We start from the raw sequence: 25,082 nt of genomic DNA, 5'->3' as shown, positions 1-25,082 counted from the left end.
AATTCCGTGTGGGATGCAGGAGGTCATCGTTGCGCAACCTGCAGGTTGGGCCACAATGAGCGGTGACCCGGGTGTTCCCCGGACCCTACGACGCGAGGAGGTGCAGGACACTGAGGCTCATCAGCTACAACCTGCGCAAGCACGCCGCCGGTCACGAGCTCGAGGACATCGCCAAGACGTACGACGTCGACGCGCTGTGCCTGCAGGAGTGCGACAGCGAGGCGCTCGCGCCGCGGCTGCACGACCTCCAGCTCGCCGACGCCACCAAGGCCAACCGGCTCGGCCTCGCCGTGTACGTCCGCGACGAGCGCTGGGAGGTGCTGGACACGCAGGTCTTCGCCGTGCAGAAGTCCCTCCACGACCGCGTGCTCGCCCCCGCCAGCGAGCGGCTGCTCGCCGTGCTGCTGCGCGACCGCGACTCCGGCGAGCGTGTGCTGGTCGGCTCGTTCCACGCCGCGCCGTTGACGGCCTCCAACTCGCTGCGCCGCAAGCAGATCGCCGCCGCCCACGAGGGGATGCGCTCGCTCGCGCCGGAGACGCCCGCGATCATGGTCGGCGACTTCAACTACCCGTGGTTCATCCGGGGGCTGGAGCGGCACCTGACCACCTCCGGCTACACGCTCAAGCGCACCGACGAGCCGACCTACCTGCGCTACAAGTTCTTCAGCGGCTACTTCGACTTCGTGACCTCCACGGGCTTCGACGTGGACCGGGTGGATGTGCTTCCCGCGGGAGCGTCGGACCACCGGGCCATCCGGCTCGACGCGGAGCTGGCGGCGTAGTCCTCCGCACGATCCGTCCCCGATCCGGCGTTCGCCCGCCGCTGCGGCGAGCGTACGGTGAGGTCCGATGGATGCGCTGGGCTGGCTGGCCGGGACCGACTACACGATCGCGCGGGAGATACTGCAGCGCGGTGTGGCCGCCTTGTACGTGGTGGCGTTCCTGTCGGCCGTTGCGCAGTTCCCGGCGCTGCTCGGCGAGCACGGCCTCCTGCCCGCGCCGCGCTTCCTGCGCTCGACCTACGCCAGGAGGCAGCCGACGCTGTTCCGCTGGCGGTACTCCGACCGGCTGCTGCTCGCCGTCGCGTGGACCGGCGCCGTGCTCGCGGCGCTCGTCGTCGTCGGCGTGCTACAACTGACGCCGTCGTACGTGTTCGTGCCGGTGTTCCTGGTCATCTGGTTCCTGTACCTCTCGATCGCGAACATCGGGCAGACGTTCTACGGCTTCGGTTGGGAGAGCCTGATCTGCGAGGCCGGCTTCACCGTCGCCTTCCTCGGCTCCTGGGACACCGCTCCCCCGATCACGGTCGTCATCCTGCTGCGCTGGCTGGTGTTCCGGCTGGAGTTCGGCGCCGGGATGATCAAGATGCGCGGCGACAGGTCCTGGCGCGACCTGACGGCGCTGTACTACCACCACGAGACCCAGCCGATGCCGAACCCGCTGAGCCGGACCGCCCACCTGCTGCCGAAGTGGTGGCACCGCGTGGAGGTGCTCGGCAACCACTTCGCGCAGCTGATCGTGCCGTGGCTGCTGTTCCTCCCGCAGCCGGTCGCGAGCGCTGCGGCCGCGGTGGTCATCCTGACCCAGCTCTGGCTGGTCGCGACCGGCAACTTCGCCTGGCTCAACTGGATCACGATCGTGCTGGCCTTCGCGGGCGTGAGCGACGGCGCGTGGCGGTGGATCAGCGGCGGCGCCCTCCACGGCGGGATCGGCGCGGCGGACGTGCCGCTCTGGTACGCCGTCGTCGCGCTGCTGGTGAGCGCGTTCCTGGTGGCGCTGAGCTGGTGGCCGCTGCGGAACCTGTTCCGCCGCCGGCAGCTCATGAACGCGAGCTTCAACCGCTGGCACCTGGTCAACGCTTACGGCGCGTTCGGGAGTGTCACCAAGGAGCGCTACGAGGTGGTCGTGGAGGGCACCGCCGACGACCCGCACGACGCAGGCGCCGAGTGGCGCGAGTACAGCTTCAAGGGAAAGCCCGGCGACGTGCGGAGGCTGCCCCGCCAATACGCGCCGTACCACCTGCGGCTGGACTGGCTGATGTGGTTCCTCGCGCTGGGCTCCCGGGACTCGCCGTGGTTCGAAGTCTTCCTGCTGCGGCTGCTGGAGGCCGACCGGCCGACGCTCCGGCTGCTGCGGGACGACCCGTTCGGCGGCCGGGCGCCGCGGTCGGTGCGGGCGCGGATGTTCCTGTACCGGTTCGCGACGCGCGCGGAGAAGCGCGCGACCGGGGATCGCTGGGTGCGGTCGGAGGTCGGGACGCTGGTGCCGCCGGTGGCGCTGCGCGACGGTGGCTGAGCGGGCTCGCTGCCCTCAGTACCCGGTGCGCTCCTCCTGCAGCCGGGCCAGATCGCGCCGGATCAGCAGGTTGAGCCGCCCCGGCTTCTCACGCTCGTAGTCGTCCTTCAGCGCCTCCACTCCGGAGAACGCGTCCAGCCCGGCCTCGATCGCACGGCCGACCTCGTCCCAGGCGTCCACCCGGCCGCGCTCCACGAGCGCGAGCAGCTCCTCCTCCGAGTCGGCCTTCGCCCGCAGCGCGCTCGCCAGTGCGATCGCAGCGTCCCGACGCAGCCGCAGGTTCGCCACGTCAACGTCGCGGTAGTCGTGCGGGTGGGTCGCGTCGCCGCGGAGCCCCTGCGCGGCCTCGAGGTCGGCGTCGATCCGGCCGGCGGCCTCGCCCTGCTCGGAGGCGAGCTCGCGCAGCAGGTGCGCCACCTCGCCGGTGTGCCTGGCCGGGTCGAAGTCGTTCCCGTATTGCAGCGTGTCGACCACGATGTGGTTCTTGACCGCCATCCTGGTGGCGTATTCCGCCAGGAGCATACCTTCCTCGACGGTCTGCTCCAGCGTGGGCGCGGCGGGCTCCGGCAGGGCGTCCTCGTCGAAGGGACGCGTGCGCACGGTCTTCACCGTGGGCTTCCTGAGCCAGTTCGGCCAGCGCATGGCCACACAGCCTTTCGGGTCGGTCGGGGACGCCGGGCGTCGGCGCCACCTCCCATTCTGTCCGATCGCGCCGACAGCTCGGCGCGGCGGACTCACCCGCGGCTGGTGAAGAACGCGTTGGCGCGCTGCGTGTAGAGCAGCGACAGCATGACGACGGCCCAGAGGATCTCCAGGATCCCGCTGAAGAACTGGAGGCTGAACAGCAGGATGACCCCGCCGATCGCGTTGAGGATCATGACGACGGTGACGAGCCCGCGCGCGAAGCGGCTGCCGTTCAGGAGGCCGCGGGCGACGACCAGGATCACGATGCCGAGGATGATCGCCAGGATGGCGGAGGTCGTGATCCCGGCGATCGCGCCCGCGTTGGACGCGCGCACCATCTGGTCGCGGGTGAACAGGATGACCACGCCCCCGATGATGTTGAGGACGCCGTTGATATAGGCGAGCACGGCGACGAACGTGACGCTGCCGGGGCGGGTGGGTGACATGGGTCCTCCTGACGGTCGGTGCGAGGATAGCGCCGCCTGTGCGCCGGCGGGCAGAGGGAGGTCGGTCGCGCGACCCAGGCCGATGTCGGCGGTCGGTGGCAGGCTGGGGTGATGGCCGGCGTGCGTTACGAGTTCGAGACGGAGCTGTTTCGCTGGGAGGCGCGGCGCGACCTGTGGGTGTTCGCCCGGCTGCCCGACGACATCTCGGAGGAGATCCGACTGGAGCCGCACCCGCCGGCCGGCTGGGGCTCGGTCAAGGTGATGGTGACGCTGGGCGGCTCGCGCTGGTCGACGTCCGTGTTCCCGGAGAGCGCGGACGGCGCGTACGTCGTGGCCATCAAGGGCGACGTGCGGCGGCGCGAGGGCGTCGGGCTCGGGGATCGGGTGACGCTTGGCGTGGAGACGATACTTTAAGCCGTCACGCTGTTGGCCATCACGCCCGCCGGGCGACGAGCTCCCTGTGTTGAGCGGTCTGCCGCAGCGCGGAGAGCAGGGTGAAGCCGGCGAGGGCGTCCCAGCCGCCGGTCCAGGTCAGGGTGCGCGCGGTCTCCCACACGGTGCCGCCGGGGTGGGCGGCGACCTCGTCCGCGCGGCGGAGGTGGTGGGCGGCGAGGGCGGAGCAGCGCTCGCGCAGGCCGGTGAAGGGGTCCTCGTGGCCGGGGAGGGCGCGGAGGCCGCCCCGATCCGGCTGTGGAACACTGTCGAGCTGCGCGACTCTGTCGAGCGATTCGAGGTAGTCGGCGATCGGATTGGTGTCGGTGGGCCCACCCAGTCCCAGACCCGAGTTGACCGTCGGCAGCACGTGGTCGCCGGTGACGAGGAGGCCGGCCTCCTCGTCGTGCAGGCAGAGGTGGCCGCTGGTGTGGCCGGGCGTCCCGACGACGCGGAGGCGGCGGCCGGGGAGGTCGAGCAGGTCGCCGTCCGTGAGCACGCCCGTGATCACCTCGTCCACGAGCAGCGCGGCCGGAGACGTCGGCACGGCCGCGGCGGCGAGCAGCTCGGGACAGCGGTCGGCGGGGACGCCCCACGCCTCCAGGTCCGGCGCGGGAAGTCCCGCGGCGATCAGCCCGAGCGCCGCCCGCTCGCGCTCGTGGACGAGCACGGGGGCGCCCGTCTCGGCGGCCAGCGCCGCGGCGCCGCCGGAGTGGTCGGCGTGCAGGTGGGTGAGCACGATCGAGGCGACCCGGGCTCCGCCGAGGGCCGTCCGCAGCGTCTCGTGCGCCTCCGGGGTCGGGGAGCCCGGGTCGATCACGTGGACGCGGCCGTCCGCGTCCTCGATCAGGTAGGCGTTGCTGAACGGGAGGCCGGTGCCGGGCGGCATGGGGACACGCACGCGGCGGATGCCCGGCGCGATCGACTCGACGGAGGGGTCGGCCGAGGGGTCGGCGGCGGAGTGCGGCAGCATCCCCTCACGGTAGCCGACAGGAAAACGGACCGCGCCCCACCGGGACGCGGTCCGTTCGCACTGCGGAGGCCTCAGCCGGCGAGCAGCCCCAGCGTGTCGACCACGCGGTTGGAGAAGCCCCACTCGTTGTCGTACCAGGCGACGACCTTCACGTGGCGGCCGTCGACGCGGGTGAGCTCCGAGTCGAAGATGGACGACGCCGGGTTGCCGGTGATGTCGGAGGAGACCAGGGCGTCCTCGGAGTACTCCAGGACGCCGGCGAGCTTGCCCTCGGCGGCGGCACGGTACGCGGCGAGCACGTCCTCACGGGTGACGTCGCGGGCGACGACGGTGTTCAGCTCCACGATCGAGCCGACCGGGACGGGCACGCGGATCGAGTCGCCGGACAGCTTGCCGTCCAGGTTCGGCAGGACGAGGCCGATCGCCTTCGCCGCGCCGGTCGTGGTCGGCACGATGTTGACGGCGGCGGCACGGGCACGGCGCGGGTCGCGGTGCGGGCCGTCCTGCAGGTTCTGCTCCTGCGTGTATGCGTGGACCGTGGTCATGAAGCCGTGCTCGATGCCGGCCAGCTCGTCCAGGACCGCGGCGAGCGGCGCGAGCGCGTTCGTGGTGCAGGAGGCGTTCGACACGATCGTGTGGACGGCCGGGTCATACGCGTCGGTGTTGACGCCGTAGGCGAGGGTGACGTCCGCGCCGTCGGCGGGGGCGCTGATGAGGACCTTCTTCGCGCCGGCCTCCAGGTGGGCGCGCGCGGCGGTCGCGGAGGTGAACCGGCCGGTCGACTCGAGCACGATGTCCACGCCGAGCTCGCCCCACGGGAGCTGCGCCGGCTCGCGCTCGGCGAGCACGCGGATGCGGTGGCCGTCGACCACGAGGACGTCGCCGTCCACGGAGACCGGACGGCCGAGGCGACCCGCGGTGGAGTCGAAGGCCAGGAGCTTGGCGAGCGCGGCCGGGTCGGTCAGGTCGTTGACGGCCACGACCTCCAGGTCGGTGTCGCGCTCCAGGAGGGCGCGGAGGACGTTGCGGCCGATGCGGCCGAAGCCGTTGATGGCGATGCGGGTCATGCGGAGGGGATCCTTTCGTTCTCCTCACAGCCTCGCCGCCGCGCCGCCGCCCCGCCAGCGGCGCAATCGCCACGGTTCGAAAGGATCCCGCCACGCCCCGACATTCGTGCCGAATGTCGCGATTCGCGGAGCCATTCGCCACATTCCGCACGAATGTCCGCGGTCAGCCTGCGTCGCCGCTGAAGGTGCGGCGGTACTCGCTTGGGGTCGTGCCGAGGATGCGCTGGAAGTGCAGACGCAGGTTGGCGCCGGTGCCGAGGCCGACGTCCGCCGCGATCTGCTCGACGCTGAGCTCGGAGCGCTCCAGCAGCTCGCGGGCGACGTCGATGCGCGCCCGCATCACCCACTGCATGGGCGTGTAGCCGGTGTCCTCCACGAAGCGGCGGGAGAACGTGCGCGGCGACACGGCGGCCCTGCGCGCGAGCACCTCCAGCGTGAGCGGGTCCCCGAGCCGGTGCAGCGCCCACTCCCGAACCGCCGCGAACCGCTCGCCGAGCGGCTCGGGCACGCTGCGCGGGACGTACTGCGCCTGTCCCCCGCTGCGGTACGGCGCGGCGACCAGGCGGCGGGCGGCGTGGTTGGCGGCGGCGATGCCGAGGTCGCCGCGGAGGATGTGCAGGCAGAGGTCGATCCCGCTGGCCGCGCCCGCCGACGTGAGCACGTCGCCCTCGTCGACGAACAGCACGTTCTCGTCCACCCGGATCAGCGGGTGGCGCTGCGCGAGCGCGCGCGTGTAGTGCCAGTGCGTCGTGGCGCGCTTGCCGTCGAGGAGGCCGGTCGCTGCGAGCGCGAAGGCGCCGGTGGAGATCGCGGCCAGCCGGGCGCCGCGCGCGTGCGCCGCGAGCAGGGCCTCCACCACCGCGGCCGGCGGGTCGTCGCGGTCGGGATGCCGGTAGCCGGGCAGGAACACGATGTCCGCCCAGCCGAGCGCCTCCAGGCCGTGCGCCACATGGTACGAGAGCCCGTCGCCGCCGGTCACGAGCCCGGGCGCCGCTCCGCACACGCGGACCTCGTACGGCATGCTCGCGCGCGTGGTGAACACCTGCGCCGGGATGCCGACGTCCAGCGGCTTGGCGCCCTCCAGCACGAGGACGGCGACGCGATGCAGACGGTCCGACACGGGTTCAGGCTAGCGGGCCTGCGTGCGGCGCTGTTCCTGCTCGGGCTGCGGAGTCTTCGTGACACTACCGGCGACGCTCGGGGCTTTCGCGAGCCGGGTGTTCCATGGGTTGAACATCTTGACGCGGAACGGCTCGAAGTCGCGCGCGTTGCGGGTGACCAGCGTCAGATCGCCGACCTCGGCCGTCGCGGCGATCAGCGCGTCCCGCTCCGGGCGCGGATCGGGCACGTGATAGCCGGCGGCCAGCCCGGCGACCTCGGCGTCGACGGGGAGGATGCGTTCGTGGAAGATCATCATCACGTCGTCCTGCCATCGCCTGAGCATGATCCCCTGCACAGGGTCGCTGCGCTCCTTACGCTGGATGCCGAGTTCGAGCTCGAAGATCGTGATCGCCGAGAGATGGAGCGAGAACGGGTTCTGCCGTTCGAGCCAGCGGATGACGTCCGGGTCTTCACGCTTCGGGCGGCGCGTCGCCGACAGCGTCATGGTGTCGAGAAGCCACTTCACAGGTCGATGTCTTTCGCCTGGAAGGTCATCGGCGGGAACTCGACGTCGAAATCCCCGTCGTCGTCCTGACGAAGGAGGTCGATGATGTTGTCGGCCGTCCCTGTGAGCTGCCTGTACGTCGCGTAGGTCAGCAGCACGAACGACGGCTCGCCGCGGTCGGTGATGATCAACGGCTCCGTGGCCGCCTCCCGTTTCGCCGCCGAGGCGTCCTGATTGAACGCTCTGGCCGTCATGATCGCCATGCTTGCCTCCCCAATGTAGCTACGTAGCTACAAACGCTATCACACGGGAGGCGGCCGGATGATATACGATCCTGAACGGGTCCCTCCCGGGCCCGGATGACGCCCTCCGACGACGACAGGGAGCCGCCGATGCTCGACACCTCCACCATCCACGCCATCGCGGACGAGCTCGCGGACGCCGAGCGCGAGCGCACGACGGTCCCGCTGCTGACCGCCCGCCACCCCGGCATGACGGTCGACGACGCCTACGCCGTGCAGCGCGTCTGGGTCGAGCGCGGACTCTCCGCGGGTCGTCGGCTGGTCGGCCGCAAGATCGGGCTCACCTCGAAGGTGATGCAGCAGGCGACCGGGATCACCGAGCCGGACTACGGCGCCATCTTCGCGGACATGGTCCACGAGACCGGCTCCGTCATCCCGTTCGACCGGTACTCAAACGTGCGGATCGAGGTCGAGCTGGCCTTCGTGCTCGCCGAGCCGCTGGAGGGGCCGGACGCCACGCTGTTCGACGTCCTGGACGCGACGAAGTACGTCGTCCCCGCGCTGGAGATCCTCAGCTCGCGCATCGAGCTGCAGGGCCGCACCATCGTCGACACCATCTCCGACAACGCCGCGATGGGCGGCATGGTCGTGGGCGGCCGGCCGGTCCCGGTCGACGCGGTCGACCTGCGCTGGGTGTCCGCCCTGCTGTACCGCAATGAGACCATCGAGGAGTCCGGCGTCGCCGCGGCGGTGCTCGACCATCCCGCCGCCGGCGTCGCCTGGCTCGCGAACAAGCTCGCGCAGCACGGGACGCGCCTGGAGGCCGGGGACATCGTCCTCGCCGGCTCGTTCACCCGCCCGCTCTGGGTGGAGCGCGGCGACACCATCCACGCCGACTACGGGACCCTGGGAGCCGTGACATGCCGATTCGCCTGACCCCTTCGCCGACCTTCGCCGACCGCCTGCGCGCGGCCGACCGCGCCCTGTACGGGATGTGGTCGTGCGCGGGCAGCCCGCTCGTCGCCGAGATCTGCGCGGGCAGCGGGCTCGACATCCTGCTGATCGACGGCGAGCACTCCCCCATCGGCCTGGAGTCGATCCTGGCGCAGCTCCAGGCGGCGGCCGGCTACCCGGTCGTCCCTGTGGTGCGCGCGCCGATCGGGGACGCGGTGATCCTCAAGCAGCTCCTCGACCTTGGCGCGCAGAACGTGCTCGTGCCGATGGTGTCCAGCGCGCGGGAGGCCGAGGAGATGGTGCGGGCGGTGCGGTATCCGCCGCTCGGCGTCCGCGGCGTGGGCAGCGCACTGGCGCGGTCGTCGCGCTGGAGCCGCATCCCGGACTACCTGGCGCGCGCCCACGAGCTGGTTTCCCTGACCGTGCAGATCGAGACGACCGACGGCCTCCACGCGGCAGGCGCCATCGCGGCGGTGGAGGGCGTTGACGCGCTGCTCGTCGGCCCGGCGGACCTCGCAGCGTCGATGGGCCTGCTCGGGCAGCAGGACCACCCGGATGTCGTGGCCGCCGTCGAGAGCGTGATCCGCGCGGGTCGGGAGGCCGGGACACCGGTGGGCGTCAACGCGTTCGACCCGGCGATGGCCGCCAGGTACGCCGAGGCCGGCGCCGCGTACGTGCTGGTCGGCAGCGATGTGACGCTGCTGGCGCGGGCCTCCGAGGGGCTCACGTCGCGGTTCATCGGCGACGCCGACAGCAGCTCGACCCCGGCGTCGTACTGACGCCCTTCCGCAGGCCCGCCAAATCGTATACAATCTCGAATACGTTCCATCCATCCCCGACGACGAGGAGACCTGAGCTGTGAGCGACATCGGCCGGCCCGGCAAGATCATCGCGGTGCACCTCAACTACCGCTCGCGCGCCGCGCAGCGCGGACGCACCCCCGCGCAGCCCTCCTACTTCTTCAAGCCGGCCTCCTCGGTCGCGGCCTCCGGCGACGTGCTCGAGCGCCCGGCCGGGACCGAGCTCCTCGCGTTCGAGGGCGAGGTCGCCCTCATCATCGGCCGGCCCACCCGCCGGGTCTCCCCCGAGGATGGCTGGGCGGCCGTGTCCGGCATCACCGCCGCGAACGACTTCGGCCTCTACGACCTGCGCGCCGCCGACAAGGGCTCCAACGTCCGCTCGAAGGGCGGCGACGGCTTCACCCCGCTCGGCCCCGCGGTCATCCCGGCCGCCGCCGTCGACCCCGACGCCGTGCGGGTGCGCACCTGGCTGAACGGCGAGCTGGTGCAGGACGGCGCGAGCGACGACCTGCTCTTCCCGTTCGGCCGCCTGGTCGCCGACCTCTCGCAACTGATGACGCTGGAGCCCGGCGACGTCATCCTCACCGGCACGCCGGCGGGGTCGTCGGTCACGCAGCCCGGCGACACGGTGGAGGTGGAGGTCGACGCCCCGACCGCGCCCGGTGCGCCGACGACCGGGCGGCTGGTCACGCGGATCACCGAGGGTACGGTCGCGTTCGGCGACTTCGGGTCGAAGCCGAGCGTGGACGACCTGCAGCGGTCGGAGGCATGGGGCACGCCTCCCGCACCCGCGTTCGTCTTGACCGACGACCTGCGCGCCCGGCTCGCCAGCGTGTCCACCGCCACGCTCAGCTCCCAGCTCCGCAAGCGCGGGCTGAACGCGGTCTCCATCGACGGCCTGACCTCCACCCGCCCCGGCGCGCGTCTCGTCGGCACCGCACGGACACTCCGCTACCTCCCCGGCCGCGAGGACCTCTTCGCGTCGCACGGCGGCGGCTACAACGCCCAGAAGCGCGCATTCGACGCGGTCGGCGCCGGCGAGGTGCTCGTGATCGAGGCCCGCGGCGAGCGCGGCAGCGGCACCGTCGGCGACGTGCTGGCCCTGCGCGCGCAGGTGCGCGGCGCGGCCGGGATCGTGACCGACGGCGGCGTCCGCGACCTCGCGGAGGTCGCCGCCCTCGACATCCCGACCTACCATGCCGGCCCGCACCCGGCGGTGCTCGGCCGCAAGCACGTGCCCTGGGACGCGGACGTGGCTGTCGCCTGCGGCGGTGCGACCGTGCTGCCCGGCGACGTCATCGTGGGCGACGCGGACGGCCTCCTCGTCATCCCACCCGCGCTGGTGGCGGAGGTGGTCGCGGACGCGATCGAGCAGGAGCGCGAGGAGGAGTTCATCGCGGAGATGGTGCGGGCCGGCGAGAAGGTCGACGGCCTGTTCCCGATGAACGCCGCCTGGAAGGAGAGGTACCGGGCATGGCTGACGCAGCAGTGAAGACCGCGGCGCCGGGTACATCCGCGACCCCGAGCAAGTCCCAGCTCGCCTACGACTTCATCCGCGCGCGCATCGACGACGGCCGTTACGTGTCCGGCTTCCGGCTCGTCCTGGGCCAGATCGCCGGCGAGCTGAGCATCAGCGTCGTCCCGGTGCGGGAGGCGATCCGGCGGCTGGAGGCCGAAGGGCTGGTCACGTTCGAGAAGAACGTCGGCGCCCAGGTCGCCCTGCTGCACGACGCCGAGTACGCGTACACGATGGAGACGCTCGCGCTGGTGGAGGGCGCGGCCACCCGGCTGTCCGCCCCGCTGCTGAACGGCGACCACCTCCACCGCGCCCGCATGATCAACCGCGAGCTGACCGCGTGCCTGGACGACTTCATCCCGCACCGGTTCACCGAGCTCAACCAGCGGTTCCACGCGGTGCTGTTCGAGGAGTGCCCGAACCCGCACATCCTCGACCTCGTGCACCGCGGCTGGAACCGCCTGACCGTGCTGCGCGACTCCACCTTCAGCTTCGTGCCCGGCCGCGCCCGCGAGTCGGTGGCCGAGCACGAGCAGATCCTCCGGCTGATCGAGACCGGCGCGGACCCCATCGACATCGAGCTCGCCGCCCGCGACCACCGGCTCGCGACGCTGGACGCGCTCCAGCACTACCAGGCCGAGCGCCAGCACTGACGTCCCCACCGATCCACGTAACAGGAGGCCGCGCATGCCGCAGCACCACGTCCCCGCCGGGCTTCCGGCGAAGATCCAGCACTTCATCGACGGGCGGTTCGTCGACAGCGTCTCCGGGAGGACGTTCGACGTGCTCGACCCGGTGTCCAACGAGACCTATGTGCAGGCCGCCGCGGGGCAGAAGGAGGACATCGACCTCGCCGTCGCCGCCGCGAAGCGCGCGTTCCGGGAGGGCCCCTGGCCGCGGATGAAGCCGCGCGAGCGCGCCCGCGTCCTGAACCGGATCGCCGACGCCGTCGCCGCGCAAGACGCCCGCCTCGCCGAGCTGGAGACCTTCGACACCGGCCTCCCGATCACGCAGGCGCTCGGTCAGGCACAGCGCGCGGCGGAGAACTTCCGGTTCTTCGCCGACCTGATCGTGGCGCAGGCGGACGACGCCTTCAAGGTTCCCGGCAGCCAGCTCAACTACGTCAACCGCAAGCCGATCGGCGTCGCCGGGCTCATCACCCCGTGGAACACACCGTTCATGCTGGAGAGCTGGAAGCTCGCCCCCGCGCTCGCGACCGGCAACACCGTCGTGCTCAAGCCCGCCGAGTTCACCCCGCTGTCGGCGTCGCTCTGGGCCGAGATCTTCCGCGAGGCAGGTGTGCCGGACGGCGTGTTCAACCTGGTCAACGGCCTGGGTGAGGAGGCGGGTGACGCGCTGGTGAAGCATCCCGATGTCCCGTTGATCTCGTTCACGGGCGAGAGCAGCACTGGGCAGCTCATCTTCGCGAACGCCGCGCCGTTCCTGAAGGGCCTCTCGATGGAGCTCGGCGGCAAGTCCCCTGCCATCGTCTTCGCCGACGCCGACCTGGACGCCGCGATCGACTCCACCCTGTTCGGCGTGTTCTCGCTGAACGGCGAGCGCTGCACCGCCGGCTCCCGCATCCTGGTCGAGCGCGCGGTCTACGACGAGTTCTGCGAGCGGTACGCCGAGCGAGCGAAGCGCATCGTCGTCGGCGACCCGCACGACCCCGCGACGGAGGTCGGCGCGCTCGTGCATCCCGAGCACTACGCGAAGGTGATGAGCTACGTCGAGCTCGGCAAGCAGGAGGGCCGCCTCCTCGCCGGCGGCGGGCGTCCAGAGGGCATCGACCACGGCAACTACGTCGCGCCGACCGTGTTCGCCGACGTCGCGCCGGACGCGCGCATCTTCCAGGAGGAGATCTTCGGCCCGGTCGTCGCGATCACGCCGTTCGACTCGGACGCCGAGGCCCTGGAGCTCGCCAACGGGGTGAAGTACGGCCTCGCCGCCTACCTCTGGACCAACGACCTCCAGCGCGCCCACACCTTCGCCCAGAACGTGGAGGCCGGGATGGTCTGGCTCAACTCGCACAACGTCCGCGACCTCCGCACCCCGTTCGGCGGAGTGAAGGCCTCCGGCCTCGGGCACGAGGGCGGCTACCGCTCCATCGACTTCTACACCGACCAGCAGGCCGTCCACATCACGCTGGGCCCGGTCCACACGCCGCGCTTCGGCGCCGAATGACGAAGGAGTCAGCATGCGCACGCCCATCCCCACCCCCGCCGCGACGCCGCCGGACGTCGTCCGCGCCGCGTACATGGAGCTCGTCGTCACCGACCTGCGGGCCAGCCGCGACTTCTACGTCGACGTGCTCGGCCTGCACATCACCGAGGAGGACGAGGACGCGGTCTACCTGCGCAGCCTCGAGGAGTTCATCCACCACAACCTCGTGCTGCGGAAGGGCCCGGTCGCCGCCGTCGCTGCGTTCGCCTACCGCGTGCGGACCCCGGAGGACCTCGACCGCGCCGTCGCGTTCTACACCGAGCTCGGCTGCCGGGTCGAGCGCCGGCCAGGTGGCTTCACCAAGGGCGTCGGCGACAGCGTCCGCGTGGAGGACCCGCTCGGCTTCCCGTACGAGTTCTTCTACGACGTCCAGCACGTCGAGCGGCTGACCTGGCGGTACGACATCCACACGCCGGGTGAGCTGGTGCGCATCGATCACTTCAACCAGGTGACTCCGGACGTCCCGCGCGCCGTGAAATACATGGAGGACCTCGGCTTCCGGGTGACGGAGGACATCCAGGACGATGCGGGCACGACGTACGCGGCGTGGATGCGCCGCAAGCCCACCGTGCACGACACCGCCATGACCGGCGGCGACGGCCCGCGCATGCACCACGTCGCGTTCGCCACGCACGAGAAGCACAACATCATCGCGATCTGCGACAAGCTCGGCGCCCTCCGCATGAGCGACGCCATCGAGCGCGGCCCCGGCCGCCACGGCGTCTCCAACGCGTTCTACCTGTACCTGCGCGACCCGGATGGCCACCGCGTGGAGATCTACACGCAGGACTACTACACCGGCGACCCCGACAACCCTGTGGTCACCTGGGACGTCCACGACAACCAGCGCCGCGACTGGTGGGGCAACCCGGTGGTGCCGTCGTGGTACACGGACGCGTCAGCGGTGCTCGACCTGGACGGGAACGTGCAGCCGTTGACGGCGCGCACGGACGACTCGGAGATGGCGGTGACGATCGGGGCGGACGGGTTCTCGTACACGCGGAAGGACGATATGGAGCACGGGTTCAAGTTGGGGGCGCAGTTGTAGGGCGCCTGCTTTGGGCTGGGCTCGGCGCTCAGGCGGTCTCGACCGCTGGCGGCACGTGCTCCAGCCCGAGCCCCCGCTCCCCGTACACGCTGATGACCTCCGCGATCACCACGCGGTACGCCCCGATCCAGCGCTCATGGACGCCCTTGGCCTCCTTGTGCACCGGCATCCCGATGAGCTGCTGCAGCGCCTCCAGCGTCTCCCAGTGGTACACCTCGGCGTGGAGGCCGGTGGCCTCGTTGTGCCACTCCTCCTCGCCGAGGAAGCCCGGGATGACGCGGGCGCGCGCCGCGATCTCGTCGTTGAACCGGTGGAACTCGTCGTCGTAGGGCTTCGCCTCGAAGATGAAGGTCGACGTGTACACGGCACTCCCCTCGCCGGAGGAAAAGTACCACGAATCAGCCATCCCGCAGCGGCCCGCTCGCGCCTACTCTGGGGCTGTCGACGCCGATTCCCGGCGCCGGCGCCGCACGATCGGAGCGGATCATGGGTTGGAGACTCAAGAACCTGACGACGGCCACCTCCGGGGCGCCGCACGCCGTGTACCAGCCGACCGCGTGGCTGTTCGCGCAGTTCACGCGCCACGTCGTGTTCCAGGGCTACAACTCGCTCACCGGCGGCGACGGCCAGCTCTACGAGCTGTACTGCAGCGCGAGCGACGACTGGAACGTCAAGAACCTCGTCTCGGAGGCGGGAGGCGCGGCCGCCGCGACCAACGCGAACGGCTACATCTGGGCGCATCAGGGCTCGCAGCACGTGGTGTACCAGGGCCAGCGGTTCGACGGCCACGTCCACGAGCTCTGGTACACCGAGGACGACGGCTGGAACGCCAACGACCTCACCGACGCGGCGGGGGCCCCGCTCACCCTCTCGCAGCCGTTCGGCTACGAGACGTACTACGACGGCACGCAGCGCGTCGTCTACCAGGCGCGCGGCGGAGGCCACATCCACGAGCTGAGCAACTCCGGGAACGGCTGGCACGACCTCGACCTGACCGCCGCGACCGGGGCCCCGCCGTGCGCTCCGGACGCCGCGCCGACCGGGTACTCGTTCGAGGATCAGCAGACCGCGCACGTGCTGGTCCGCACGGACCTCGGGCACCTGCTGGAGTTCTGGAAGGACGCCTCCGCCTGGCACTGGGGAGACCTCACCGCGGTCACCGGCGCGCCGGTCGTGAGCGACGCGGAGACGGTAACCGGGTACGTGTTCCGCGGCCAGGGCACGCAGCACGTCGACTACGTGAGCGGCAACGGCCGGCTGATCGAGTTGTGGTGGGATGCGTCGGGCTGGCACTACTTCGACCTCACCACCGCCGCGTCCGCGGTCACGCCGTACGCCACCTCCAGCCCGGCGGGCTACGCGTTCGAGGCGGGACTGTTCCAGCCGGTCGCGACGCAGCACGTGATCTTCACCGGGCACGACAACAACGTGCACGAGCTCTGGTGGCAGGAGGGCGTCTGGCACACGAACGACATCGGGCCGCTGGTCGGCGCCCCGGCGATCGTCGGCGACCCCGTCGCGTTCGTGGAGGTCGACGAGGGCACGCAGAACGTGTTCTACCTCAGCGACGCCCACGAGATCATCGAGCTGCGGTGGACGCCGTGAGCGATCAGAACTCCACGTCGGCTGCCGCCAGGACCGCGAACTGCTGCCCCGGGTAACGCAGCCCCGAGAAGTAGCGGTTGGTGTGCGCGACGATCTGCTCCGCGCTGATGGTCACGCCCTCCCACTCCGCGTCGGTCGTCGTGTGCGCGTCGCCGACGAGCACGACGTCGAAGCCGCGCACGGCCGCGCTCTGCGTCGTGGTGCGGATGCAGAAGTCCGTCTGCGCGCCGGCGACGACCAGGCGGGTGGCGTCGAGGGACTCCAGCACCTCGTCCAGGTCGGTGCCCGCGAACGCGTCGCGGTACTCCTTGCGCACGCGCGCCTCGCCCTTCGCCGGGACCAGGCCGTCGGCGAGCTGCCACGGCGCGCTCTCCCACGGGAGGTCCTCGCCCTCGTGCTGGACCCAGACCACCGGGGTGCCGGCGGCGCGCGCCCGGTCGACGAGCGCGGCGGTCCGGGCGACGACGCCGTCCGCGTCCAGGCAGCCGGGCAGCACCGCCTTCTGCAGGTCGATCACGAGCAGGACGGTGGGGTTCGAGTCGGTCACGTGACCATCCTGGCATCCCGGACGGGGCAGGATGGGACAGTGACCTCCCCGAGCCGCCCCCTCCCCGTCGTCGCCGGCGTGATCGTGCGCGGCGGCGCCGTGCTGGCCTGCAGGCGCGCCGCGCACAAGGACGCGGCAGGGCGGTGGGAGTTCCCCGGCGGCAAGGTGGAGGCCGGCGAGACGCCCCAGGAGGCGCTGCGCCGCGAGCTGCGCGAGGAGCTCGGCGCCGCGGTGCGGGTGGGCGCGCTGCTCGACAGGACCGCGACCGGGGGTGTGGAGCTCGCCTGCTACGCGGTGACGCTGGCGGGCGAGGCGCCGACGGCCTCCACCGATCACGACGCGCTCGAGTGGCGCGCGACGGACGACCTCGACGGCCTGGGGTGGGCCGACGCCGACCGGCCGGTGGTCGCGCTGCTGGGGAGGATGGGGGCGGCGGAGCTAGCGGCGGCGGCCTTGGAGGAAGGGACCCGATGAAAGCACTGCACTACGAGACGTTCTCCGGCCCGGTCGGGGTCGGCGACCTCCCCTCGCCCGAGCTGCCGGACGGCGGCGCGCTGATCCGCGTCGGCGCCTCCGGGCTCTGCCGGAGCGACTGGCACGCCTGGGCGGGCCACGACGACTCGGTGCGGCTGCCGCACGTCCCGGGTCACGAGTTCGCCGGCGTCGTGGAGGCGGTCGGGGCAGGCGTCGAGAACTGGCGACCGGGCGACCGGGTCACCGCGCCGTTCGTCAACGGTTGCGGGACGTGCGAGTGGTGCCGGTCGGGGCAGGCGCAGGTGTGCCCGCAGCAGACCCAGCCCGGCTTCACGCACTGGGGCTCGCACGCCGAGCTCGTGGCTGTGCGGGCGGCCGACCTCAACCTGGTGGCGGTGCCCGACGGTCTCCCGGACTCCGCTGCGGCGGCCCTGGGCTGCCGGTTCGCGACCGCCTACCGCGCTCTGACCGCGCGCGCCGTCCTGCGCCCCGGCGAGTGGATCGCGGTCTACGGCGCGGGCGGCGTCGGGCTGAGCGCGATCGCGATCGCCCGGGCACTCGGCGCCCGTCCGATCGCGATCGACCGCTCGGCCGGCGCGCTCGACGCGGCCGCACGCCTCGGCGCCGAGCACACCGTCCCGGCCGGCCCGGACGCGCCGGAGGCCGTCGCCGCCCTGACCTCCGGCGGCGCGCACGTCTCGGTGGATGCGGTGGGCTCGGCCGAGACCGCCGCCGCGAGCGTGCTGTCGCTGCGCCGTCGCGGCAGGCACGTGCAGATCGGCCTCCTGACCGGCGGGATGCCGGTGCTGCCGCTCGACCGCGCGATCGCGTGGGAGCTGGACCTCCTCGGCAGCCACGGGATGGCGGCCGCCGACTACCCGGGGATGCTCGCGCTCGTGGCCTCGGGCCCCCTCCGGCCGGAGCAGCTCGTCACCCGTACCGTCGGCCTCGCCGAGGCCGCACGCCTCCTCCCCCTCGCCGAGTCCGCCCCCGGCACCGGCATCACCGTCCTCGACCCCACCCAGCGCTGACCCGCAGCCCCACCCCTCCCTCGCCGCCCACCCCGCGGCTAACGGAGGACATCCACCCCGAATCCCCCTGAATCTCCTCCGGTAACTGACTTTCCGGTGCCTGCCACTGCGGATCTCCTCCGTTCCCGACAGGCGTGGCGAACGGAGGAGATCCGCATTGACACGCCGGCCGATGACGGCTAACGGAGGAGATCCGCGTTGCCCAGGGCCTCAATTTCTCCGTTAGCCGCGGGCCGGGGCGGCGGCGGGGCGGCGGTGGGGCGGGGCGGGGCGGGTGGGGCGCAAGTCGGCGGGAATTGCGTGGGGGTGGGCCGGATCTGTGCGGCGGGGGGCGGCAGGATGGAGGCATGCGACTGTCCGACATCCCCGCGCCCGACTCCGCCGCGGCGCGCGCCGCGCTCGAGCTCGCGAGCGAGTACCACACGCCGGCCCTGCTCAACCATGTGCTCCGGTCGTGGCTGTGGGCGGAGGGCTTCGCGACCGTCGAGGGCCTGCACGGCGTCGACCGCGAGCTGCTCTATGTGTCCGCCGTGCTGCACGACATCGGGATCGTGCCCGCCTTCGACAACCACACCCTCGCCTACGAGGACGCCGGCGGCCACGTCGCGAAGGCGCTCACCGCGGGGGCCGGCTGGCCGGCCGCACGCCGGACCCGCGCGCACGAGGTGATCGTGCGGCACAACTGGCCGGAGGTCGACCCGGCCGTCGACCCGGAGGGCCATCTGCTGGAGGTCGCGACCGCGCTCGACATCTCCGGCGTGCGGCCCGACGCGCTGCCGCTGGAGTTCCGGCGGGAGGTCGTCGCCGCGTTCCCGCGCCTGAGCCTGGCCGCCGAGTTCACCGCCTGCGTGACCGACCAGGCCGAGCGCAAGCCGGGCACCGCGGCGAAGCGGATCGTCGATCGCGGGGTCGCGAGCAAGCTGCAGCGCAACCCGCTGGAGTCCCTCGGCTGACGCGGCGACGTATCCTCGTCTGGTGACCTTCCCGCTCCCCGCCGCCGACTGGCGCGCCCGCGAGGCCGCGCACGCCGAGCGCGCCGACGCGCTCACGGCCGGTCACCGCGCCCGCGCCTCCCGCGGCGAGAAGCACCCGATCGAGGACTTCCTCTTCACCTACTACGCCTACTCGCCGTCGGTGCTGCGCCGCTGGCATCCCGGCGCCGGGGTGGAGCTCCGGGAGGCCGCGGGCGACCCGCGCGCGTCCTGGCGCTGGTACACCGCGGGCGCGACGCCCGGCGGCCTCGTCGTCGACCACGCCGCGATGGAGCGCGAGAAGGCGCCGCTGCTCGCCACGATCGAGCGCATCCTCCGCTCGACCGCCGCGCGGCCCGGAGCCTTCGGCTGCTTCGGGCTGCACGAGTGGGCGATGGTCTACCGGCAGGACGAGCACCGCCACGACGTCCCGCTGCGGCTCGGCCAGGGCGGCACCGACGCCGTGGTGGAGGCCGCAGAGCTGCGCTGCACGCACATCGACGCTTTCCGCTTCTTCACGCCGGAGGCCGTGCCGCGCAACCGCTTCGCGCCGACGCGCGAGACGCAGCCCGAGCTGGAGCAGCCCGGCTGCCTGCACGCCGGGATGGACGTCTACAAGTGGGCGATGAAGCTAGGCCCGCTGGTCCCCGGCGAGGTCCTGCTCGACGCGTTCGAGCTCGCCCGCGACATCCGGATGCTCGACATGCAGGCCTCCCCCTACGACATGCGGCCGTGGGGCGCGGAGCCCGTGCGCATCGAGACCGCCGAGGGCAAGGCCGAGTACGTCCGCCGGCAGCGCGCGTTCGCCGAGCGGTCGAATGCGCTGCGCGAGCGGGTGCTCGACGCGTGGCCGGGCGGGCGTCGGGTCACGCCCGCCCTGGACCGCGTCCCGGCCTAGCCGCCGTTGCCGCCGCCGGCGCCTCCGTCGGCCCCGTTGCCCCCACCGGCCCCGTTGCCTTGGCCGTTGGTCGGCTGCGGCGTCGGGGTGGTGGTCGGCCCCGGCGTCGAGGTGTTCTGACCCGAGCTGATCTGGATGCTGATGCTCGATCCGCCGTCCACACTGGAGCCCGACGACGGGTTCGTGCCGGCGACGGTGCCGGCCGGCTGGTCGCTGGGGACCGGCGTCTGGTCGACGGTCACCGTCAGCCCGAGCCCCTGGAGCAGCGACGTCGCCTGGTCGGGCGTCTTGCCGCTCACGTCGGGCACGGACACCTGGCTGCCGTACAGCACCGAGTTGTCCGGCTTCGGGAAGGCGTCGCCGCCGTAGACATTGTCGAGCGCCTGCAGGATGGGCTTGGCGATCGAGAACTTGACGTTGCCGCCGCCGATGCCGTTGAAGTCGAGGCTCCGCAGCGGGACGGAACCGGACACGTTGCCCACCCAGGTGGCCTGGGCGACCTTCGTGGTGGAGGTGATCATCCAGTTCTGCAGCGAGTCGTCCGTCGTTCCGGTCTTGCCCATGATCGGGGTGCCGTCGTACGGGTTCGCGCTGGCCGCGGTGCCGCCGCCGCGCATGACGCCCTGCAGGGCGTAGGTGATGCCGGACGCGATGTTCTTCTGGAGGCCCTGCGTGCAGGTCGACGGGCTCACCTTGTGCGGGGTCCCGTCGGCGTTGATCACCCTGTCGATCGCGATCGGCGTGCAGACCGTGCCGCCGTTCGCGATGCCCGCGTAGGCCGTCGCCATCGTCAGCGGCGCGATGTTGTTCGTGCCGAGGATCATCGACGGGTAGGAGTTGAGCTGCGCGCCGCTCTTGGCCGGGTGCACGCCGAGGCTCTGCGCCGCCTTGAGGATGGAGCAGAGGTCGGTCTTGGTGGCCATCATGGCGAATGCCGTGTTGACGGACTGCGCCGTCGCGGACATCACCGACAGCCGGCTCGCCGAGCCTTCGTCGTTGGACACCGGCCAGTCCGGCCCGGATACCGTGCCGCACGAGCTGTGGAACTGGGACATCGAGAAGTTGTGCTGCGACGCGTCGATCGACTCGTACAGACTGTGGCCGCCCTCCAGCCAGCCGGCGAGGTCGAACGCCTTGAACGTCGAACCGGTCTGGAAGCCTTGCGAGCCTCCGTAGGCCTCGTCGGTGTTGTAGTTCACCGCCGTCGTGCCGGGTTGGGCCTGGTCGGTGTTGTTGAAGGCCTTGTTCTGCACCATCGTGACGATGCGCCCGGTGCCGACCTCGACGGACACGTTCGTCGCGCCGACGTCGATGTCGGGCCGCGACGACGGGATGTACTTGGAGATCGCCTGCTGGGCCGCACCCTGGAGGTCGAGGTTCAGGGTCGTGTAGATCTTGAGCCCGCCGCGGTTGAGCGTCGTCCAGCGGTCGGCGCTGGTCTTGCCGTACGCCGGGTCGTTGAGGATGACGTCGCGGACGTAGTCGCAGAAGAACGCGGCGTTGACGTTCTGGGCGATGGCACAGCCCGACGGCGTCGACGTGATCGTCGGCTGGATGGGGGCCTTCTTGGCGGCATCCCGGTCGGCGAGCGAGATCTTGTGGTTCACGTACATGCGGTCGAGCACGTAGTCGCGCCGGGCCTTGGTGAGCTTGTAGCCGTTGGCGGCGCCGTTGTCCTTGTTGCTCGCCTCGTCGATGCGCAGGTTGGACGGGTTGTTGACGATGGCGATCAGGGTCGCCGCCTGCGGGAGGGTGAGCTGGGCGGCGGTGGTGTTGAAGTAGTACTCCGACGCGGCCTCGATGCCGTACACCTGGCCGCCGAAGCCGACGACGTTGAGGTAGCCAAGCAGGATGTCCTGCTTGCTGTACTTCTTCTCCAGGCCGACCGCGTACCGCATCTCCTGGATCTTGCGCTGCAGGGTGACGCCCGCGGCGTCGTTGTAGCAGGCCGTGACCTTCTTCTGGTCGGTGAGGCCCTCGCAGTGCTCGACCTCGACGTTCTTGACGTACTGCTGAGTGATGGAGGACCCGCCCTGCACGCCCCCGCCGACGACGGTGGAGAGCGCGCCGCGCACGGTGCCGAACAGGTCGACGGCGCCCTCGCTGTAGAACCGGGGGTCCTCGGCGGAGGTCGCGGCGTCCTTGGCGACGTTCGCGACCTGGGCCCAGGCGACGTCCTTGCGGTTCTGCGCGTAGAACTGCGCGATCGGGACGTCGTTGCCGCCCTGCTTGGCGTACACGGTGGAGTTCTGCGCGAACTGCCCGATGTTCAGATCGGCCGGCAGCTTGTTGAAGTCACTGATGCCCGCAGCGGCCGCTACGCCGGCTCCCAGGAAACCCGGAAGAAAGAACAAGGTGGAGAGCACCGCAGCGACGAGCGCGAGCGCCACCCACTGCACGATCGCGGCGTTTCGGGAGCGCGGAGCACGCAGCTCGAACCGCTTGAGGGGCTCGATACGCTCGTCGATCGCCTGCAGGCGCGGGGAATTTGGGAATCTGTCCGGGTTGGGCACGGGTCCACGCTTCCAGGGTCTGCTGTGGGACGGGTTGAGACATGCACTGTACCCCTATGGGGACTTTCAGGAAGGGGATGCGGAAAGGCGCCGGCCCCCGAAGGGAGCCGGCGCCTTCCGTCGCTCTGCGTCGCTTACGCCGCCGCCGCGTACACCGCCCGCGGCCGCACCTGCAGCGCCCCGTCGACGGCGTCGACCACGACGGTCCCGCCGTCCGCGACGGTGGCCGCCACCATCAGCTCGGCGATCCGGTCGTCCACCTCGCGCTGGATGACGCGTCGGAGCGGGCGGGCGCCGTACTCCGGCTCGTAGCCGGCATCGGCGATCCACTCCACGGCCGCCTCCGTCACCTCGAATCCGATGGACCGGTGCGCCAGCCGGGCACCCGTCGCCTGCAGCAGCAGGCGGACGATGTCGCGGAGCTGCTCGGCGTCCAGCTTGCGGAACAGCACGATCTCGTCGATGCGGTTCAGGAACTCGGGACGCATGGCCTCCCGGAGCTTGCCCATCACCCGGTCGCGGATGTCCTTGTCCGAGGCGAACCCGCCCGAGCCGACCGGCACGAAGCCGAGGGCGCCGCTGCGGGAGGCCAGGAACTCCGAGCCCAGGTTGGAGGTCATGATGACCACCGTGTTGCGGAAGTCGACCGTGCGGCCCTGGCCGTCGGTCAGGCGACCGTCGTCCAGCACCTGCAGCAGCAGGTTGAACACGTCGGGGTGCGCCTTCTCGATCTCGTCGAACAGCACGACCGAGTACGGGTTGCGGCGCACACGCTCGGTGAGCTGGCCCGCCTCGTCGTAGCCGACGTATCCGGGAGGGGCGCCGACCAGGCGGGCGACCGTGTGGCGCTCGCCGAACTCGCTCATGTCGAACCGGATCATCGCCTTGTCGTCGCCGAACAGCGACTCCGCCAGCGACTTGGCCAGCTCGGTCTTGCCGACGCCGGTCGGGCCGAGGAACAGGAACGAGCCCACCGGGCGGCGCTCGTCGCCGAGGCCGGTGCGGTTGCGGCGCACCGCCTTCGCGACGGCCGTCACGGCGTCGTCCTGGCCGATGACGCGGGCGTGCAGCTCCGACTCCAGCGCGGCGAGGCGCTCGCGGTCGGCGTCGCCGATGCGGGACACCGGGATGCCGGTCGCCCGGGAGACGATCGCCGCGATCTCCGCCTCGTCCACGACCGCCTCCGCGGCGTGGCGCGGGGCCGTGCCGAGCTCGTCGATCCCGTGCTGCACGGCCTCCATCTCGTCGCGCAGGCGGGACGCCTCCTCGTAGTGCTCGGCGGCGACGGCGGAGTTCTTCTCGGACTCCAGGGTCGCCAGGCGCTGCATCAGCTCGGACGCGTCGACGCGCTTGCCGAGCGACAGCCGCAGCCGGGCGCCGGCCTGGTCGATCAGGTCGATCGCCTTGTCCGGCAGGAACCGGTCGGAGATGTAGCGGTTGGACAGCTCCACCGCCGCGCGGATCGCCTCCGGCGTGTACGTGACGGCGTGGTGCTCCTCGTACGCGGAACGCAGGCCGTCCAGGATGAGCACGGCGTCCTCGACGCCCGGCTCGCCCACCATCACCGGCTGGAAGCGGCGCTCCAGCGCCGGGTCCTTCTCGATGCGGCGATACTCCTTGAGCGTGGTCGCCCCCACCAGGTGGAGGTCGCCGCGCGACAGGCGGGGCTTGAGGATGTTGCCCGCGTCCATGCCGCCGGACTCGCCGGAGCCTCCGGCGCCGACCACGGTGTGCAGCTCGTCCACGAACACGATCAGCTCGTCCTTGCGTGCGCTGATCTCGTCCATGAGCTTCGTGAGCCGCTCTTCGAAGTCGCCGCGGTAGCGGGTGCCTGCGACCATCCCGGCGAGGTCGAGCGCGACCACCTTCTTCTCGAGCAGCTGCTCGGGGACGTCGCCGGCGATGATCGCGCGGGCCAGGCCCTCCACGATCGCGGTCTTGCCGACGCCGGCCTCGCCGACCAGGACGGGGTTGTTCTTGGTCCGGCGGGAGAGGATCTCGACGGTCTGCTCGATCTCGTCGAGCCGGCCGATGACCGGGTCCAGCCTGCCGTCGCGCGCGAGCGCGGTCAGGTCGGTGCCGAACTGGTCGAGCATCGGGGTCTCGGAGTCGCCGGCCGCCTCTGCGGCCTCCTGGGCTCCCGCGCCGACCGTGGCGGACTGCCGCATGGCGTTCGTGAGGGAGTCGGGGGTGACGCCGGCGGCCTGGAGGACCTGCCCGGCGGGCGCGTCCTGCCCGATCACAAGAGCGAAGAAGAGGTGCTCGGGGTCGATGTAGGTCGCACCGGAGGCGCGGGCCACCTGGTAGGCGTGGAACAGCACACGCTGGGCGGACGCCGTGATCGCGGCGCCGTCGGCGTCGATGGGCTCGCCGGAGGCGGGGAGCCGCTGCTCGGCGGCGTCGGCGACCGCGGACGGGTCGACGCCGATGCGGCGCATGGCATCGGACGCGGGCTCCTGCCCGGCCATCACGCGGAGGATGTGCAGGGCGTCGAGCTCGCGGTGGCCGTGCTCGAGCGCGTAACGGCCCGCCTCGGCGAGGAGTTCCTGCGTGCGCCGGCTGAGGAACCGGCTGATGTCGATGGAGCGCGCGCTGCGGGCGCGCTCGCCCGCGAGGTAGCGCGAGAGGAACTCGTCGAACGAGTTCTCGCTGCCGCTCTCGGGGGTGAAGTTCTCGGGCACCTGATCTCCTGGTTCGTAAAGTTGAGTTGGTTGCACTCAAGTTCAACGTTCGGGGAAAGTCTTTATTCCGCGTTCA

At 71.5% G+C, this 25,082-nt stretch carries 25 protein-coding genes; 14 read left to right on the top strand and 11 right to left on the bottom strand.

The window, feature by feature from the left end:
- The first annotated feature begins 110 nt into the window (after positions 1-110).
- Together ACFQ9V_RS15750 and ACFQ9V_RS15745 are read left to right on the top strand one after the other, a co-directional pair.
- Positions 111-782 (top strand): endonuclease/exonuclease/phosphatase family protein, encoded by a 672-nt coding sequence (locus ACFQ9V_RS15750; RefSeq protein ID WP_382460103.1) that lies wholly within the window; start codon positions 111-113, stop codon positions 780-782.
- Between the two features lie 67 nt (positions 783-849).
- Complete coding sequence (locus ACFQ9V_RS15745) at positions 850-2,295, top strand: lipase maturation factor family protein (RefSeq protein ID WP_382460064.1); 1,446 nt, start codon at positions 850-852, stop codon at positions 2,293-2,295.
- A 15-nt stretch (positions 2,296-2,310) separates the two neighbouring features.
- Here the strand turns inward: ACFQ9V_RS15745 and ACFQ9V_RS15740 are convergent, their stop codons facing one another.
- A complete protein-coding gene (locus ACFQ9V_RS15740; RefSeq protein WP_382460063.1) occupies positions 2,311-2,937 on the bottom strand; it encodes a hypothetical protein in 627 nt (208 codons plus the stop codon).
- 92 nt (positions 2,938-3,029) lie between these two features.
- Positions 3,030-3,425: a hypothetical protein gene (locus ACFQ9V_RS15735; protein WP_382460062.1), complete on the bottom strand. Its 396-nt coding sequence runs from the start codon at positions 3,423-3,425 to the stop codon at positions 3,030-3,032.
- A gap of 111 nt (positions 3,426-3,536) precedes the next feature.
- Here ACFQ9V_RS15735 and ACFQ9V_RS15730 point away from each other — a divergent pair, with 111 nt between their 5' ends.
- Positions 3,537-3,839 (top strand): DUF1905 domain-containing protein, encoded by a 303-nt coding sequence (locus ACFQ9V_RS15730; protein ID WP_382460061.1) that lies wholly within the window; start codon positions 3,537-3,539, stop codon positions 3,837-3,839.
- Positions 3,840-3,858: 19 nt separating this feature from the next.
- Here ACFQ9V_RS15730 and ACFQ9V_RS15725 read toward each other — a convergent pair whose 3' ends face one another.
- From ACFQ9V_RS15725 to ACFQ9V_RS15705, 5 genes are all read right to left on the bottom strand, one after another.
- A complete protein-coding gene (locus ACFQ9V_RS15725; RefSeq protein ID WP_382460060.1) occupies positions 3,859-4,830 on the bottom strand; it encodes an MBL fold metallo-hydrolase in 972 nt (323 codons plus the stop codon).
- Positions 4,831-4,901: 71 nt separating this feature from the next.
- Complete coding sequence (gap, locus tag ACFQ9V_RS15720) at positions 4,902-5,897, bottom strand: type I glyceraldehyde-3-phosphate dehydrogenase (protein WP_382460059.1); 996 nt, start codon at positions 5,895-5,897, stop codon at positions 4,902-4,904.
- Positions 5,898-6,060: 163 nt separating this feature from the next.
- Positions 6,061-7,017: a helix-turn-helix domain-containing protein gene (locus tag ACFQ9V_RS15715; protein WP_345836502.1), complete on the bottom strand. Its 957-nt coding sequence runs from the start codon at positions 7,015-7,017 to the stop codon at positions 6,061-6,063.
- Between the two features lie 9 nt (positions 7,018-7,026).
- Positions 7,027-7,524 carry a type II toxin-antitoxin system VapC family toxin gene (locus tag ACFQ9V_RS15710; protein ID WP_382460058.1) on the bottom strand — a complete coding sequence of 166 codons (498 nt, stop codon included), beginning with the start codon at positions 7,522-7,524 and terminating at the stop codon, positions 7,027-7,029.
- Entirely contained in the window at positions 7,521-7,757 is a 237-nt protein-coding gene (locus ACFQ9V_RS15705) for a type II toxin-antitoxin system prevent-host-death family antitoxin (RefSeq protein WP_382460057.1), read from the bottom strand. Before ACFQ9V_RS15705 ends, ACFQ9V_RS15710 begins: the two co-directional genes overlap by 4 nt.
- Before the next feature lie 138 nt (positions 7,758-7,895).
- Here ACFQ9V_RS15705 and hpaH point away from each other — a divergent pair, with 138 nt between their 5' ends.
- From hpaH to hpaD, 6 genes are all read left to right on the top strand, one after another.
- Positions 7,896-8,681, top strand: coding sequence for a 2-oxo-hept-4-ene-1,7-dioate hydratase (gene hpaH, locus ACFQ9V_RS15700; RefSeq protein ID WP_382460056.1), 786 nt, complete (start codon positions 7,896-7,898; stop codon positions 8,679-8,681).
- Positions 8,666-9,478, top strand: a complete 813-nt coding sequence (locus ACFQ9V_RS15695) for an HpcH/HpaI aldolase/citrate lyase family protein (RefSeq protein WP_382460055.1) — start codon at positions 8,666-8,668, stop codon at positions 9,476-9,478. Before hpaH ends, ACFQ9V_RS15695 begins: the two co-directional genes overlap by 16 nt.
- Before the next feature lie 79 nt (positions 9,479-9,557).
- Positions 9,558-10,991: a fumarylacetoacetate hydrolase family protein gene (locus tag ACFQ9V_RS15690; RefSeq protein WP_382460054.1), complete on the top strand. Its 1,434-nt coding sequence runs from the start codon at positions 9,558-9,560 to the stop codon at positions 10,989-10,991.
- Positions 10,973-11,668, top strand: a complete 696-nt coding sequence (locus tag ACFQ9V_RS15685) for a GntR family transcriptional regulator (RefSeq protein ID WP_382460053.1) — start codon at positions 10,973-10,975, stop codon at positions 11,666-11,668. Before ACFQ9V_RS15690 ends, ACFQ9V_RS15685 begins: the two co-directional genes overlap by 19 nt.
- A 34-nt stretch (positions 11,669-11,702) precedes the next feature.
- Positions 11,703-13,199 (top strand): 5-carboxymethyl-2-hydroxymuconate semialdehyde dehydrogenase, encoded by a 1,497-nt coding sequence (gene hpaE, locus ACFQ9V_RS15680; RefSeq protein WP_382460052.1) that lies wholly within the window; start codon positions 11,703-11,705, stop codon positions 13,197-13,199.
- A 13-nt stretch (positions 13,200-13,212) separates the two neighbouring features.
- Entirely contained in the window at positions 13,213-14,286 is a 1,074-nt protein-coding gene (gene hpaD, locus ACFQ9V_RS15675) for a 3,4-dihydroxyphenylacetate 2,3-dioxygenase (protein ID WP_382460051.1), read from the top strand.
- 28 nt (positions 14,287-14,314) lie between these two features.
- Here hpaD and ACFQ9V_RS15670 read toward each other — a convergent pair whose 3' ends face one another.
- A complete protein-coding gene (locus ACFQ9V_RS15670) occupies positions 14,315-14,650 on the bottom strand; it encodes an antibiotic biosynthesis monooxygenase family protein (protein WP_382460050.1) in 336 nt (111 codons plus the stop codon).
- Positions 14,651-14,772: 122 nt separating this feature from the next.
- Here ACFQ9V_RS15670 and ACFQ9V_RS15665 point away from each other — a divergent pair, with 122 nt between their 5' ends.
- The gene (locus tag ACFQ9V_RS15665; protein ID WP_382460049.1) at positions 14,773-15,891 is read left to right on the top strand and encodes a hypothetical protein; all 1,119 of its coding nucleotides are present in this window, start codon (positions 14,773-14,775) and stop codon (positions 15,889-15,891) included.
- 4 nt (positions 15,892-15,895) lie between these two features.
- Here ACFQ9V_RS15665 and ACFQ9V_RS15660 read toward each other — a convergent pair whose 3' ends face one another.
- The gene (locus tag ACFQ9V_RS15660) at positions 15,896-16,438 is read right to left on the bottom strand and encodes a cysteine hydrolase family protein (RefSeq protein ID WP_382460048.1); all 543 of its coding nucleotides are present in this window, start codon (positions 16,436-16,438) and stop codon (positions 15,896-15,898) included.
- Between the two features lie 39 nt (positions 16,439-16,477).
- On the opposite strand from ACFQ9V_RS15660, the gene ACFQ9V_RS15655 reads away from it, so the two are divergent.
- From ACFQ9V_RS15655 to ACFQ9V_RS15640, 4 genes are all read left to right on the top strand, one after another.
- Positions 16,478-16,912, top strand: coding sequence for a (deoxy)nucleoside triphosphate pyrophosphohydrolase (locus tag ACFQ9V_RS15655; protein ID WP_382460047.1), 435 nt, complete (start codon positions 16,478-16,480; stop codon positions 16,910-16,912).
- Positions 16,909-17,943, top strand: a complete 1,035-nt coding sequence (locus ACFQ9V_RS15650) for a zinc-dependent alcohol dehydrogenase family protein (protein ID WP_382460046.1) — start codon at positions 16,909-16,911, stop codon at positions 17,941-17,943. Before ACFQ9V_RS15655 ends, ACFQ9V_RS15650 begins: the two co-directional genes overlap by 4 nt.
- Positions 17,944-18,290: 347 nt before the next feature.
- Positions 18,291-18,896: an HD domain-containing protein gene (locus ACFQ9V_RS15645; RefSeq protein ID WP_382460045.1), complete on the top strand. Its 606-nt coding sequence runs from the start codon at positions 18,291-18,293 to the stop codon at positions 18,894-18,896.
- A gap of 22 nt (positions 18,897-18,918) precedes the next feature.
- Complete coding sequence (locus ACFQ9V_RS15640; RefSeq protein ID WP_382460044.1) at positions 18,919-19,812, top strand: 3-methyladenine DNA glycosylase; 894 nt, start codon at positions 18,919-18,921, stop codon at positions 19,810-19,812.
- Here the strand turns inward: ACFQ9V_RS15640 and ACFQ9V_RS15635 are convergent.
- Together ACFQ9V_RS15635 and ACFQ9V_RS15630 are read right to left on the bottom strand one after the other, a co-directional pair.
- Positions 19,809-22,325 carry a penicillin-binding protein gene (locus tag ACFQ9V_RS15635; RefSeq protein WP_382460043.1) on the bottom strand — a complete coding sequence of 839 codons (2,517 nt, stop codon included), beginning with the start codon at positions 22,323-22,325 and terminating at the stop codon, positions 19,809-19,811. The genes ACFQ9V_RS15640 and ACFQ9V_RS15635 overlap by 4 nt on opposite strands.
- A gap of 134 nt (positions 22,326-22,459) precedes the next feature.
- Entirely contained in the window at positions 22,460-25,006 is a 2,547-nt protein-coding gene (locus tag ACFQ9V_RS15630; protein ID WP_382460042.1) for an ATP-dependent Clp protease ATP-binding subunit, read from the bottom strand.
- Positions 25,007-25,082: the final 76 nt, after the last annotated feature.

It is taken from the genome of Leifsonia sp. NPDC056665, from assembly GCF_042791795.1.
Taxonomy (GTDB): domain Bacteria; phylum Actinomycetota; class Actinomycetes; order Actinomycetales; family Microbacteriaceae; genus Leifsonia.
This window is presented reverse-complemented; position numbering and strand designations above follow the sequence as displayed.

Excerpts from the sequence above, each read along its gene's own strand:
- ACFQ9V_RS15645 (WP_382460045.1), top strand. The coding sequence starts at position 18,291 with ATGCGACTGTCCGACATCCCCGCGCCCGACTCCGCCGCGGCGCGCGCC.
- ACFQ9V_RS15745 (WP_382460064.1), top strand. The coding sequence starts at position 850 with ATGGATGCGCTGGGCTGGCTGGCCGGGACCGACTACACGATCGCGCGG.
- ACFQ9V_RS15730 (WP_382460061.1), top strand. The coding sequence starts at position 3,537 with ATGGCCGGCGTGCGTTACGAGTTCGAGACGGAGCTGTTTCGCTGGGAG.
- ACFQ9V_RS15740 (WP_382460063.1), bottom strand. The coding sequence starts at position 2,937 with ATGCGCTGGCCGAACTGGCTCAGGAAGCCCACGGTGAAGACCGTGCGC.
- gap (WP_382460059.1), bottom strand. The coding sequence starts at position 5,897 with ATGACCCGCATCGCCATCAACGGCTTCGGCCGCATCGGCCGCAACGTC.
- ACFQ9V_RS15695 (WP_382460055.1), top strand. The coding sequence starts at position 8,666 with ATGCCGATTCGCCTGACCCCTTCGCCGACCTTCGCCGACCGCCTGCGC.
- hpaH (WP_382460056.1), top strand. The coding sequence starts at position 7,896 with ATGCTCGACACCTCCACCATCCACGCCATCGCGGACGAGCTCGCGGAC.
- hpaD (WP_382460051.1), top strand. The coding sequence starts at position 13,213 with ATGCGCACGCCCATCCCCACCCCCGCCGCGACGCCGCCGGACGTCGTC.
- ACFQ9V_RS15685 (WP_382460053.1), top strand. The coding sequence starts at position 10,973 with ATGGCTGACGCAGCAGTGAAGACCGCGGCGCCGGGTACATCCGCGACC.
- ACFQ9V_RS15650 (WP_382460046.1), top strand. The coding sequence starts at position 16,909 with ATGAAAGCACTGCACTACGAGACGTTCTCCGGCCCGGTCGGGGTCGGC.
- ACFQ9V_RS15735 (WP_382460062.1), bottom strand. The coding sequence starts at position 3,425 with ATGTCACCCACCCGCCCCGGCAGCGTCACGTTCGTCGCCGTGCTCGCC.
- ACFQ9V_RS15705 (WP_382460057.1), bottom strand. The coding sequence starts at position 7,757 with ATGACGGCCAGAGCGTTCAATCAGGACGCCTCGGCGGCGAAACGGGAG.
- ACFQ9V_RS15725 (WP_382460060.1), bottom strand. The coding sequence starts at position 4,830 with ATGCTGCCGCACTCCGCCGCCGACCCCTCGGCCGACCCCTCCGTCGAG.
- ACFQ9V_RS15665 (WP_382460049.1), top strand. The coding sequence starts at position 14,773 with ATGGGTTGGAGACTCAAGAACCTGACGACGGCCACCTCCGGGGCGCCG.
- hpaE (WP_382460052.1), top strand. The coding sequence starts at position 11,703 with ATGCCGCAGCACCACGTCCCCGCCGGGCTTCCGGCGAAGATCCAGCAC.